Origin of the sequence: Bradyrhizobium sp. LA6.1, from assembly GCF_040547805.1 — a bacterium.
In the GTDB taxonomy this organism is placed as follows: Bacteria; Pseudomonadota; Alphaproteobacteria; order Rhizobiales; family Xanthobacteraceae; genus Bradyrhizobium; species Bradyrhizobium barranii.
Genome location: NZ_JBEPQK010000020.1, coordinates 146102 through 158156, shown reverse-complemented (window position 1 = coordinate 158156; position 12055 = coordinate 146102). Strand labels below are relative to the sequence as shown.

At 66.2% G+C, this 12055-nt stretch carries 11 protein-coding genes; 4 read left to right on the top strand and 7 right to left on the bottom strand.

Going from position 1 to position 12055, the window contains the following annotated elements:
* The first annotated feature begins 209 nt into the window (after nucleotides 1-209).
* Nucleotides 210-491, top strand: coding sequence for a 30S ribosomal protein S21 (gene rpsU, locus ABIB99_RS36180; protein WP_063980487.1), 282 nt, complete (start codon nucleotides 210-212; stop codon nucleotides 489-491).
* Here the strand turns inward: rpsU and ABIB99_RS36175 are convergent.
* From ABIB99_RS36175 to ABIB99_RS36165, 3 genes are all read right to left on the bottom strand, one after another.
* Entirely contained in the window at nucleotides 481-759 is a 279-nt protein-coding gene (locus tag ABIB99_RS36175) for a DUF1488 family protein (RefSeq protein ID WP_028149308.1), read from the bottom strand. The genes rpsU and ABIB99_RS36175 overlap by 11 nt on opposite strands.
* Before the next feature lie 117 nt (nucleotides 760-876).
* A complete protein-coding gene (locus tag ABIB99_RS36170; RefSeq protein WP_028149307.1) occupies nucleotides 877-1173 on the bottom strand; it encodes a hypothetical protein in 297 nt (98 codons plus the stop codon).
* Nucleotides 1166-1432 (bottom strand): hypothetical protein, encoded by a 267-nt coding sequence (locus ABIB99_RS36165; protein WP_166346517.1) that lies wholly within the window; start codon nucleotides 1430-1432, stop codon nucleotides 1166-1168. The genes ABIB99_RS36170 and ABIB99_RS36165 overlap by 8 nt, the downstream gene beginning before the upstream one ends.
* A gap of 370 nt (nucleotides 1433-1802) precedes the next feature.
* Between ABIB99_RS36165 and ABIB99_RS36160 the strand changes: the two genes are divergently transcribed.
* Nucleotides 1803-2126: a hypothetical protein gene (locus tag ABIB99_RS36160; protein ID WP_049807642.1), complete on the top strand. Its 324-nt coding sequence runs from the start codon at nucleotides 1803-1805 to the stop codon at nucleotides 2124-2126.
* A 35-nt stretch (nucleotides 2127-2161) separates the two neighbouring features.
* Here ABIB99_RS36160 and ABIB99_RS36155 read toward each other — a convergent pair whose 3' ends face one another.
* Together ABIB99_RS36155 and ABIB99_RS36150 are read right to left on the bottom strand one after the other, a co-directional pair.
* Nucleotides 2162-4825, bottom strand: a complete 2664-nt coding sequence (locus ABIB99_RS36155) for a bifunctional diguanylate cyclase/phosphodiesterase (protein WP_354180294.1) — start codon at nucleotides 4823-4825, stop codon at nucleotides 2162-2164.
* 158 nt (nucleotides 4826-4983) lie between these two features.
* On the bottom strand, nucleotides 4984-5679 hold the full coding sequence (locus tag ABIB99_RS36150; RefSeq protein ID WP_354180292.1) for a hypothetical protein: 696 nt from the start codon (nucleotides 5677-5679) through the stop codon (nucleotides 4984-4986).
* 187 nt (nucleotides 5680-5866) lie between these two features.
* Here ABIB99_RS36150 and ABIB99_RS36145 point away from each other — a divergent pair, with 187 nt between their 5' ends.
* Both ABIB99_RS36145 and ABIB99_RS36140 read left to right on the top strand, forming a co-directional pair.
* Nucleotides 5867-6889, top strand: a complete 1023-nt coding sequence (locus ABIB99_RS36145; protein WP_354180290.1) for a LysM peptidoglycan-binding domain-containing protein — start codon at nucleotides 5867-5869, stop codon at nucleotides 6887-6889.
* A gap of 142 nt (nucleotides 6890-7031) precedes the next feature.
* Nucleotides 7032-8297: a Spy/CpxP family protein refolding chaperone gene (locus tag ABIB99_RS36140; protein WP_354180338.1), complete on the top strand. Its 1266-nt coding sequence runs from the start codon at nucleotides 7032-7034 to the stop codon at nucleotides 8295-8297.
* Here the strand turns inward: ABIB99_RS36140 and ABIB99_RS36135 are convergent, their stop codons facing one another.
* Nucleotides 8298-9164: a hypothetical protein gene (locus tag ABIB99_RS36135; protein ID WP_063986003.1), complete on the bottom strand. Its 867-nt coding sequence runs from the start codon at nucleotides 9162-9164 to the stop codon at nucleotides 8298-8300.
* A 210-nt stretch (nucleotides 9165-9374) separates the two neighbouring features.
* Nucleotides 9375-11822 (bottom strand): adenylate/guanylate cyclase domain-containing protein, encoded by a 2448-nt coding sequence (locus tag ABIB99_RS36130; protein WP_354180288.1) that lies wholly within the window; start codon nucleotides 11820-11822, stop codon nucleotides 9375-9377.
* Nucleotides 11823-12055: the final 233 nt, after the last annotated feature.

Here is a 12055-nt window from a genome sequence, read left to right as displayed (position 1 = left end):
GCAGCCAAGGCTTTATCGATTGACAGGGCTGCACTGGAGTGGTCACGTGCCAGCGCGAAGTTGCATCGCTGTGACAAGCGCATCGACTTGTCCGAAGCTGGCGACGAATGTCGCAGCGCTATCCTCAAAATTCGCAATGAAGCTCCTGCGCAATTGGCTGCCATGCAGGGCGTGTCGCATTTGCAGCCCCAAGCGAGGAGGAGGATCGATTGCAGGTACTCGTCAGAGACAACAATATCGAGCAGGCACTCCGTGTTCTCAAGAAGAAGATGCAACGCGAGGGCGTCTTCCGCGAAATGAAACAGCGGCGTTCCTACGAAAAGCCCTCGGAGAGAAAGACTCGCGAGAAATCCGAGGCCGTTCGACGCGCCCGCAAGCTCGCGCGAAAGCAGGCAATCCGCGAAGGATTGCTGCCCGCGCCGCCGAAGAAGAAGCCTTTTGAGCGCAAGCCGCCCCTGCCGGATGTCAAGGCCCGGGTCCCTATAGCCTGAAGTCGATGCCTCGCAGCACGATGCCGGGCGGCGTGCCTTCGAACTCCGTCGCCCGATATTTGCTCGCCGCGCGTGCTTCGATGCGATCCCGCAGGCGAGTGAACTGGGCCTCACGTTGCTCGGGCCTGACCTGTGGGCTGGGCTCGAGGTAGTCCATCGCCGAGGTCGAGATTGCGCAAGGAATCTCCCTGGCGCCGTCATGCATCGAGAACCGGACGATCATCCGATCGTATTCGTGGCCGATAAAGCGGCCGCTGGTCAATGTCATGGCTTACTCCGTCACCTGATTGCTTCTTGGCATGATTGTCCCTCAAATCATCGCCGCCCGATTCCCGGTTGGCCGGAGCATGGCGCGCGTCGAGACTGCAGGCGGTCGTCGTTTGCCTCAGTCATCACCCGACAGCCGGACGAAATCGTCCAGCAGCGCCGCCACCAGCGCGCGGTGGCGTGTGTCCTCGGCGGGCAGGCTCGCAGCATAGAGGTTGAGCAGATGGCGCGCCTTCACCGCCGCTTCCGGCCAGGACGTGGCGGGCACCGTCATCATGCGGTTCTCCAGATCGGCCTCGCGCTCGCGCAGCTCCCTGACATTGGCCTCGACCTCCGCCAGCGCGCGGCGCAGGTCGGTCGCCTTCTGCGCAGCCATGCCGCGGTGCTTGTCGAGATCGACGGTGCGGTCAGTCATTCGCCACGCTCGCGTCTGCGGCCTGCGCGTTCGCAAGATCAACCGAGCCGATCGACAGCATCTCCATGGCGCCGCGGGGGCCTTCGGCGGGCACGGTGATCATCGTGGCAACGCGGCGATAGGCCGCGAAGGTCAGGCCCTCGATCGCCTCCTCGTCAGTGACGACCTCATAGGCGCCGGCTGGCAACATGCGCTCGACGCCGCGGATGCGGAACGGATGCCTGAAGGTGACGGTTTCACGCCGCGAGCGGATGGTCATGCACGCCTGCCTTTCGCAAGTGAAGCCCCAACCGGTGCCGGCCGTCACGACCATGCGCGCTCGCCGCGGCAATAGCCAGTACTATCGTCGCCGGGCCGGCAAGCGACGATGTCACAGCAGCCATTGTTTCCGCAGCATTTTAACCCTCGCTATTGGCTCGGTGCGGGCGTAGGGTCGTTGCCATCACCGCACGTCTCAACGGCTTCGACCGGTGACTGAGGGGCACGTGTGCTCCCGCCGAAGGCTTCGCAGGAGCGTTCGATGGCGTGCGTTCGCATCGCGGATCGGATCGTGCCGCCGGTGATGGTTCCGCGGTTTCTTCTACTTCTCGTCGGCGCGGCCGCCATCTTCAATGGCTAGGGCAACAATTGTGCCGTATCTGGTCAGCGGGACCAACGAATACGGCAGCTCCAATCTCGGTCGCGGCAAGGCGACGTTCGCGCTGCGCCTCGCTCGAAAACTGCTGCGCGAAGGCTACATGGACGTCAGGGTCTGCACCCCTCGTGGACGGCTGCTGCAATCGGATGAGCTCGACGAGCTCGAACCAACGGAGAGCGACATGGCAAAGGGCCAGCAACGCGGTAATCGCGAAACCAAGAAGCCGAAGAAGGAAAAATCCAAGGTGATCGCGGCGGCGCCGAGCCGCAAGGAAGCCGCCTGGCAACCGGATTTCGGACCGGCGAAGAAGAAGTAGCGAGGCGTCGGCGAGGGATGGGGTGACTGGCCGCGCTAAGCCGCCACCGCCTGCGCCGACAACAGCTGCCTCAGCTTCGCCGCCGGCACGGCGGGGCTGAACAGCCAGCCCTGCATCTGGCTGCATCCGAGCTGCCGCAGCACCTCGCGCTGGGCTTCGGTCTCGACGCCTTCGGCCGTTGTCGCCATGTGGCGGGCGGCCGCCATGTGCACCACCGCCTGCACGATCGGAGAGGAATCCTCGGACTGGCCGATGTCGCTGATGAAGCTGCGGTCGATCTTGATCTTGTCGAACGGGAAGCGGTGCAGATAGCTCAGCGACGAATAGCCGGTGCCGAAATCGTCGAGCGCGATGCGCACGCCGAGCTCGCGCAGCTGCTGGAGAATCGTCAGCGCCTCCTCGTCGTCGCGAATGAGCACGGTCTCAGTGACCTCGAGCTCGAGCCGTCCGGGCGCAAGTCCTGACTCCGCGAGCGCGGCGGCAACCTTGAGCGCCAGCGTCCTGGCGCGGAACTGCACCGGCGAGACGTTGACCGCGATGTGGATGTCGCCGGGCCAGCTCGCGGCCTCGGTGCAGGCCTGCTTCAGCACCCATTCGCCGATCTCGCCGATCAGTCCGGTCTCTTCCGCGACCGGAATGAAGTCGGCGGGCGAGATCATGCCGCGCTCGGGATGGCGCCAGCGCAGCAGCGCTTCGCAGCCGTTGACCACATTGGCCGCGAGATCGACCAGCGGCTGGTAATGCACCTCGAACTCGCCGCGGGCGAGGGCCTGGCGCAGGTCGAGCTCGAGCTGGCGGCGCAGCCGCGCCTTGGCGTCGTATTCGGGCACGAAGAGGCGGAAGGTGCGGCGGCCCTCGGACTTCGCGGCATACATCGCGAGATCGGCGCGCTTGAGCAGATCGTCGAGATTGTCGCCGTGATCGGGCGCGATCGCGATGCCGATGCTGGCATCGGTCGGGATCTCCTGGCCCTTGCAGTCCACGGGCGTACGCAGCGCTTTCAGGATATTTTCCGCCAGCGCCGTCAGCTCGGCCCGGTCGCTGGTGCCGGCCTTGACGATGGCGAATTCGTCACCGCCCAGGCGCGCAACGAGGTCGTTGCCGCTGACGCAGGCGCGCAGGCGGTTGGCGACCTGGCGGAGCAGCTCGTCGCCGACCTCGTGGCCGAGCGAATCGTTGACGCCCTTGAATTCGTCGACGTCGATGTAGAGGATCGCGAACGGCTGGCCCTGGGCAAGCTCCGCGATGCGGCGCTCCAGATGGCCGCGCATCAGCACGCGGTTGGGCAAGTCGGTCAGCGCGTCGTAATGCGCCATATGCGCGATGCGCTCGTCGGCGCGGATGCGTTCGGTGACGTCGTCGTGGGTCGCGAGCCAGCCGCCGGCGGCACCGGGCTGGTTCTTGATCTCGATCAGGCGGCCGTCCGCGGTCTCGACGACGGCGCTCTGGGTTCGCCCGGTATTGCTCAGAATGTCGTCGCAATAGGACGCGACGTCACCGTGGAACGAGCCGGTGTCATGGCGATGCTGGATCACGTCGCGGAAATAGGCGCCGGGCTTCACCACGTCGGCCGACAGTCCGTACATCTCGATGTAGCGCCGGTTGCAGACGATCAGCCGCTCGTCCTGGTCGAACATCAACAGGCCTTGCGTCATGGTGTTCATCGCGGTGTCGAGTTGCTGCTTCTCCGCGGCGAGCCTGCGAGTCATCTGGCGGAAGATCAGGAACAGCGTGAGCACGAGCAGGCCGATCGACAGCACGGCGACGGCGACGAAGAATTTTGTCTGCGTCCGCCAGGTCGCCAGCGTCGCGTCCAGCGATTTGGTCGCGACTACGACCAGCGGCTCGCCGGTCAGGAGGCGCGCGGCGACGATGCGGTCCTTGCCGTCGATCGGGCTGGCGAGCTGCGTCGTGACGAAGGTGCGCTCGAACACCGCCATCTGCTCGTGCGTGCCGTTGCGAAAATTCTGTCCGATCATCGCGTCGACATGCGGAACGCGCGCGAGCAGCTGGCCATTCTGGTGGTGCATCGCGATCGAGGATTCCTCGCCGAGCCCGGCCGAGGCGAAGAAGGATTCGAGCTGCTCCGGCGAAATAGCCCGCGACACCATGCCGAGGAATTCGCCGTGGGGACCGGAGACACGTCGCGCGAATACGATCGCAGCTCCGTTGCCGAGCCGGCCGGGCACGACTTCGATCTCTTCCTGCGAGGCCGGATCGTTCCTGAGGCGATTGAAGTAGCCGCGGTCGGCGACCGAAATTTCGGCGACCGGCCAGCGCCGCGACGAGTTGATCAGCACGCCGTTGGAATCGAACACGTTGGCGCCGGCAACGTCGGACCAGCCGCTGGCTTTGGCGCGCAGCACCTCGTGCATGGCCAGCGTGGCCATCTCGCTGCGGAAGAGATCGGCGGATGCGATGCCGTGACTTTCAAGCTCGGCGATGACGCTCTTCTGGAGCACCGCAAAGTCGGTGAATTCGCGGTCGAAATGCCGGGCGAGCATGCGCACGGAGTTTTCCAGGCTGTCGCGGCCGCTCTCGATTGCATTTTGCCGGAAACGATCGACGGTGAGCGCGGTGCCGATGGCCATCGCGACCATCAGCACGAAGCCGCCGGCGATCAGCCACGTCAGCGGCGCGCCCTGCCAACGGCGGAGCAACGCGCGCATGCGCGTGGTCCATCGGATTGATGTGCCCATCCAGCCCTCCCGTGGGATGCAAGATGCAGCAAAACCGACAAGAGCCCGTTACCAGTAAGGGTTAGGGAAACGTGAATCGGAACGGCATCAGAGGGTTGGTTTCCCTCGATCGGCCAGAGTTCCGTAGGCTGGATTTACGCTGACGCGATTCCGGGGGATCACCGGCGGATTTCCCACCTCAAGGCTTCCGCATTCTTCTTGGCGAACGTCTCGGGCACGTCGAACTTTCCGGTCTCGAGATCATAGCGGCAATGCCAACCGCCCAGTCCCTTCATGGCGACGTTCCTGGGATGATTGTCATATTCGCCCGACAGCGAGATCACGAGGTAGCGGTTGTTGGGCCAGTCCATGCCGAGCGAGCGATAGGCCTCTTCCGTACCCTCCATGAGATTGGCCGAGATGTGGAAGTCGAGCTTGGCGAACCTCTTCGTCTCCGGCCGGCCGTAGAAATAGGCCCAGGCGAGATCGCTGAGCGGCTTCTTTGTCGCGCTCGCGAAGGCGCCCTTCTCGACATGGTAGAGATAGAGGTCCTGCTCGCCCGAGCCGGTCTTCTGCATCCGCACCAGCCATTGCGAGTCGCCGGTGAAGCGGAAGCCGGCCCCGTAGCCCTGCTCGGGCTTCAGCTCCGTCATCTGCTCGCCGCGGCGAGCCCAGACCTGCCATTTAACGTCCCAATCCCCGCCGTCCTTCATGTACTGCTCGATCCTGGTGGCGCCATCGGGCGAGGTGAAGGCGAGGCCGGCATTGTTGGTGAGGATGTAGTCCGGCGGCGGGCCGGATGCGGCGAGCGCCGGAGAGGCGGCCAGTGTCAGGACAAGCGCCAGCCATGGTGCAGGACGGCAAAATGCGGTCACGGAAAAAAATCCTCAAGAAATGACCGCGATGCGGCCTCGGTGATTTGACGCCGTCGGTGCCTCGCCGGTTCACGCCGGGCGTGCCGGAACGAAAGGCGCATCATCCCAATGATCGTCTTGCTGCCGCAGCCAAATCGGCGCAATTTGCCGGTCTCGGTTGATTTGCGATCCAAGGGTTCATTGTCTGATGATCACCGCTTCCAAGGCCTTCATTGCGTTCTGCCTGCTCGCGGTGGGCGGCACCGTGCTGGTGATCGGTCCCACCGAGTTGCGCCGCCTGCTGCCGGGCGGCGCGCAGACCGAGACAGCCGTCGCCGCCAAGCCGGAGGCAAAGCCCGAAGCCAAAGCGGAGACCAAGCCAGAGCCGAAGCTGGACGAGCCAAAGCTCGCCGCCGCGCCGCCTGCGCCATCGGCGCCCCAGGCCTCCGCGCCGAAGGTCGATGCGCTGGCCGAGACGCAGAAGCAGGCCACGGCGCTGGCCGATCTCGTGCCGGCCAAGCCGCCGGCGGCCACGGCCGATGCCGGGCCGCGGTTCGACGTCGCGCGCGTCGACGATCACGGCGAGGCGGCGGTGATCGCGGGTCGCGCCGCGCCGGGTGCACAGGTCGAGCTGCTGCGCGACGGCAAGCCGCTCGATACGGTTGTCGCCGATGCCTCGGGCCAGTTCGTGATGACCCCGCCGCAGCTTCCCGCCGGCTCCTATGAGCTGACCCTGCGGGCGAAAGCGCCTGACGGTACCGTGACGCAGTCGGGCCGCAGCATGCCGGTGACCATCGCCGAAGCCGCGCCGCCGCCCGCGCGCCCGGCACCGGCCGCGAAGCAGGAGCTGAAGCAGGCCGAGAAGTCCGACGACAAGTCTGATGTCGTGGCATCCCTGCCGTCGGCATCGGCGCGCCAGGCATCGGCGCATGACAGGCCCACGGTTCAGCCGAGATTTATCGGTGCACCGAAACCCAGGGTGATGGCGCGAGCGCCCGCGGCCACGACCGTTGCATCGGCGTCGCCGGCGGACGCCATCAGCGGCGCACCGGCCGAAGCGGGCGGCAACCGGGTGATCTCCCGCGGCGACAGCCTGTGGGCGCTCAGCAGGCTCGCTTACGGTGACGGCGCCCGCTACGCGGTGATCTACAACGCCAACCGGGGCAAGATCCACAACCCCAACCTGATCTATCCCGGCCAGACTTTTGTGGTGCCGCGGAAGGCGGATTGAGGTCGCATCGGCAACGCCGGTGCGCGTTGCGACGCTTTGGCCTCCGTCTCTCCGGAACATTCGGTTCCCCAGCGCGTCATTGTGATGCGACCCACTGCGCGCTTGGCGCTGGGAGGAGGCCGAGGTGGTCAGGTCCGCTTTCATGTCCGGACGCATGGGACTGGCGCTGGCGGGCGCTGCTCTCATGATTGCGGCAGTGCTGCTGCCGAATAAAGCCGAGGCACAGTTCGGATTGCGCGGCGGCCCGCTCGGTGTCGCGCGCTTTGCCGTCGGCCACGTGATCGGCATGACACGCCTGCGCCATGCGCGCATGGCGGTACGGGGCGGCCGATACCGCTCCGCCGCGCTGAGGTCGCAGGATCCTCGCGGCGCCGAACGCGGTCAGCCGGCCAACCCCTACATCCTGCGTGCGGCGCTCACGGCGCAAGCTGCGCTGTCGGGCTGGCACGGTGGCCGCCGCCCGCAGGGCTGGTGGCGCCACCCCGATGGCAGCTATGGCTGGGCCGGCCCCGTGTTCTGGCCGTTCGCGCATGACGACCTCACCACCGCAATCATCCTGGGCGATACGACCAGTCTCTCGCTCTATGGCTATGGCGACATCTACGCCGCGATCTTCGCGCCCTATGCGGCCACGGAGTTCGCCGCCTACACAGCGCCGCAAGGCAGGCGCGCGCGAAAGGTCCCTTCGGTCGAGGCCGTTTGCGATGCCAGCGACACCGGCGGCCTGCCGGTCGACCGCATCGCCGCGCTGGTGCGGCCGAACGAATTGCAGCGCACGGCGCTCGATGAGCTCGCAACCGCCTGGCTGGCTGCGCGCGACACCATCCGCGCCGCCTGCCCGACGCAGGCCCCTGCGAACGCACCGGATCGCATCGGCCTGATGCAGACGCGCCTCGCGGCCATGATCAAGGCGACGGACGCAATCGCGCCGCCGCTGGCGAAATTCGTCGATCTCCTCGACGCCGGCCAGAAGGCAAAGCTCGACGCGCTGGCCAATGAGCGCCGTGCCGCGCTTGCGGCCGGCCAGCGCAAGGACGCGCAGCCTGCCGCCTGCGAGGCCGGCTACGATCCCCGCTATGATGTGCAGGCGCAGCGGCAATACGAGCAGCTCGTGCAGCAGCAATGGCCCGCCGGCGAGATCGCGTCCACGCTGAGGCTCGACGACACCGCTCGCGCCCGGCTTGAGGTGCTCCAGGACACTACGCTGCGCACCATGGAGACGCTCAGCGCCTGCCCGACCCATGCGGCCGCAACGCCGCAGGCCCGCCTCACGGCCGTGAAGGCGCGGCTGGAGACGATGCTGCAGGCAGTGAAGGGCGTCGGCGACGCGCTCGACGATTTCGAGGCAGACTTGAGCGACGAGCAGAAGGTCGGCTTCGAGGCGATCGGGCCGAAGCGCGGGGCGTGATCAGCCGCACGCCCAGTCGAACTTCATGTCCTTGAAGTCGAGCTGCGCGTTGCCGCCGCCGAAATTGTAGCCGCCGAAATATTCCTCGAACTCGATGTAGAACGGGCTCATCTCCGGCACCGCCTGGCACGGCCGCATGGTGCCGCCGAGATGGTTGTGCGCGTGATCCTTGCCCCAGTCATGCAGGCGGAAATTGTCGCGGCTCGGCACGCCGCCGACATAGTAATAGTAGGGCTGATAACCAGTCGGCGGGTTTTGTCGGGTGTGCTCGTCCTGCGGGCCCTTGCCGGCATTGGGATCGGTCGCGCGTGGCACAAGCGCGATCGCGCGGGTCTCGCTGAGATCGGCGCGCAGCTGCGCGGCAAACATCTTTTTTGCGTAAGGCGCGGCGGCCTCGAAGAAGGCACTGGCGCCGCCGACGTCGAGCCAGCGCGGCCGATCGGCTGTCGCAAGCGGAAGCGGTGCCGGCGGCGCCGCGAATGCGCCCTCATATTCGGCCTTGGTCAGCAGCAACGCTGCATATTCGTAGTCGAGAATATCGGTCATGCGCGAAAGCCGCGGATGCGCTGGTCGCGCCGCCACGGCCTCGCGAATCTCGGGATCATCGGGCGCACCGCCGTCATTGTGGTCGGGCGCGGTGGCGAAGAACGAGACCGCAACGATGTCCTCGCCATGCACGCGATAGTCTTCCGGCAGCTTCAAGGTGAAGCCGTGCATCAGCGGAAAGCCGGTGACGAGATCGAGCGGCCATTGCTCGCTGCTGATGCCCGGCGGCAGGCCATAGACCCAACCGTGATCGCGCGCACGATCAGCGGGACGGTCCAGCATCTGCAAATCATACGCGCGCGAAGGCAAGGCAAACGCCACGATCGTCTCCATCCGAAATCGAGCCTCGACCCCGAGGCGATCGTTAGTCGCAGGGAGGAGGGATGTGGTTCGTGGGAGGGTGTGGGAGATGATACCATTCCGCCGGTGTTTTGCCCGACGTGTCAAACCACTCCCGCACCCGCGTAAGTCATTGATCTTGCGGACCCCGTCTACTGTGCATGGGGTTGTTTTCGACTTTTTTGTTGTTGGCTACCCTCTCCGCCGCGCTGCGGACGCATCCACCACGTTCTCCACCTGCTCGCGCCAGGACAAAATCTCCATCGCCAGCACCGGGTGATTGAACCCCTTGAGCACGAGGTCGTCGAGCGCGCGGGCTTCGACCCAGGGCTCGACGATGCCGTAGACGCGGCGGCTGACCACGATCTGGTTGGCCTTGGCTTCGTCGCAGAGACGCGAGGCGAGGTTGGTGACGCTGCCGATCGCGGCGTATTCCAGCCGCTGCTCGAAGCCGACCTGGCCGAGCGTGGCATAGCCGAGCGCGATGCCGATGCCGAAGCCGAGCGTGTGCCCGCGGTTGCGCCACTTCTCGGTCAGCGGGCCGATCGTGTCGCGCATCTCCACTGCCATCTGGACCGCGCGCCGCGTGTGGTCCTCGAACTGGATCGGCGCGTTGAACAGGATCATCACGCCGTCGCCGGCATATTTGTCGAGCGTGCCCTCGTATTTGAAGATCAGCTTGCCGAGCGCCGCGTGATATTCGCGCAGCACGTTCATCGCCTCTTCCGGCTCGGTCGCCTCGGTGAAGGCGGTGAAGCCGCGCAAATCGCAGAACAGCACGGTGACCTCGCGGCGATGGCTGTCGAGCAGCGAGTCATGACCATCCGACGACGCGATGAGCTGGGCGACCTGCGGCGCGAGGAAACGTTCGAGCCGCTTGATGCGGCTGATCTCGCCGAGCTGCTTCTCGACGCGCTCTTCCAGGGAGCGGTTCCAGTTGCGAAGCTGCTCGGTCTGCTCCTGGAGCTTTGCCGCCTGCTGCTGCACCGTGTTATGCGCCGCGGCGAGCTCGCGGCCCTTGTGATCGACCTCGGTAAACAGCCGCGCGTTGCGCATCGCCAGCACGGCCTGGTTGGCAAAGGTGCGCATCAGGCCGGTGAGGCTTCCGCCGAACTCGCCGCCGGCCCGGCGCAGCACCACGAGCGAGCCGAGCGTGCCCTGCTGGTCCACCAGCGGCACCACCAGCACCGAGTGGAAGCCGGCGTCGATCGCGACGTCGCGCAGCGGCTGCTCGGAGGCCCGGTCGAGATCGGCAATCGCGATCGGCTCGCCGCTGTCGGCGGCATCGCTCAGGATGTTCGCGCCTTGCTGGATCGTGACATGCGCGCCGTCGGCCGATTTGTCGATGCCGTTGGATTCGATCAGGTTGAAGCTGCGCGTCTCGGCATCGAAGCCGTAGATCAGCACCGCATCGGCATGGGTGATCTCGATCGCGCGCGCCGCGATGGTCGGCAGCACGGCGTTGAGGTCGAGCGAGGAGGCGACCGCACGGCCGACCTCTTCCAGCGCCTTGAGCTCGTTGATCGACTGCGCGAGATCGCGGGTGCGCTCCTCGACCTTGGTCTCCAGGTCCGAATAGGTTTCCTGGAGCTGACCGGCCATGCGGTTGAACTGGCCGGCGAGGTCTTCCAGCTCGTCGGAGGTGTGGACGTCGATGCGGTGGCTGAAATCGCCTTCGCCGAGCTTGTGGGCGCCGTCGCGCAGCGCCGTGATCGGGATGATCATGCGGCGGGCGAGCAGCGTGCCGGCGAGGATCGCGACCATCAGGCCCATGCCGATCAACAGCGCGATGCGCACGAGCTGGTCGCGGATCGGCATCAACGCCTGCGTCGTCGGCTGCTCGAACATCACGTTCCAGCCGAGCTTCGGCACGGTGCTGGCGGCGCTCATCACCGCATGGCCGTTGAAGTCGGTGCCCGAGGTGTCGGGCTCGCGGCCGGGCGCAATCGCCGCCGCCACCTGCGGCAGCTTCGACAGGTCCTTGCCGACATCGGGCCCTTTCGACGACGTCGCCAGCACGCGGCCGCGCGGATCGACCACATAGGCGAACGCGGCCTTGCCGACCTGGGCGTCGGACAGGAAGTCGGAGAGGAAGCTGAGGTCGATTTCGGCCACGGTGACGCCGGCATTGAAGCCGGAATGCGCCACCGAGATCGACATCATCGGCGTCCGGTCGGAGAACCAGGCCGGCGCGTAGCTGACGCCGCGGGCAACCGTGTCGGTGAAGCGCATGTCGCGGGAGAGGTCGGCATTGCCGCCGGTCGTGGTCGACTGGCGCGAGACGCGCAGCACCTCGCGTCCCTCGCCGTTGAGCTGGAACAGCTGATTGACGACCGAGACCTGGTGCAGGAGCGATGCGTAGTCGGCGCGGCGCTTCTCGAGCGTGTCCTGGCTTGCCCGCGTCACCCAGCTGATCTGGCGCTCGAGCTCGGAGATCGACTGCTCGATCCGCCGGGCGGCTCCTTGCGCCTTGTCGTCGAGCCCGTCGGTCAGCTGGGTCTTGGTGGCGCGATAGGAGATCCAGGTCTCCATCGCGCCGTTGACGGCGAGGACAAACACGACGAGGCCGACGAGGGAGACGACGTATTTGGCGAACAGGCCCTCGCGCAGAAACCGTGTCTTGTCTTTCGCTCCCGCCATCCAGATCCTCTCGCGCCGTCATCGACGCCGACGCTACGGGCCGTACCGGTCCAGGCGCCCTTCTACCACAATTCGGGCCAGGAGACGGTCCTGCGACCGGTCGACCGGCCAGCGTGGTTACCCGCTGTCGACGCCGGGCTAGGCCGAAAGGGTCGTGAATTGTCGCGGCCTCATCCCTTCGGATGAAGCGGCGGACGGGGAGGCCGATGTAGGGATTGGCGTGGAGTCCAGTG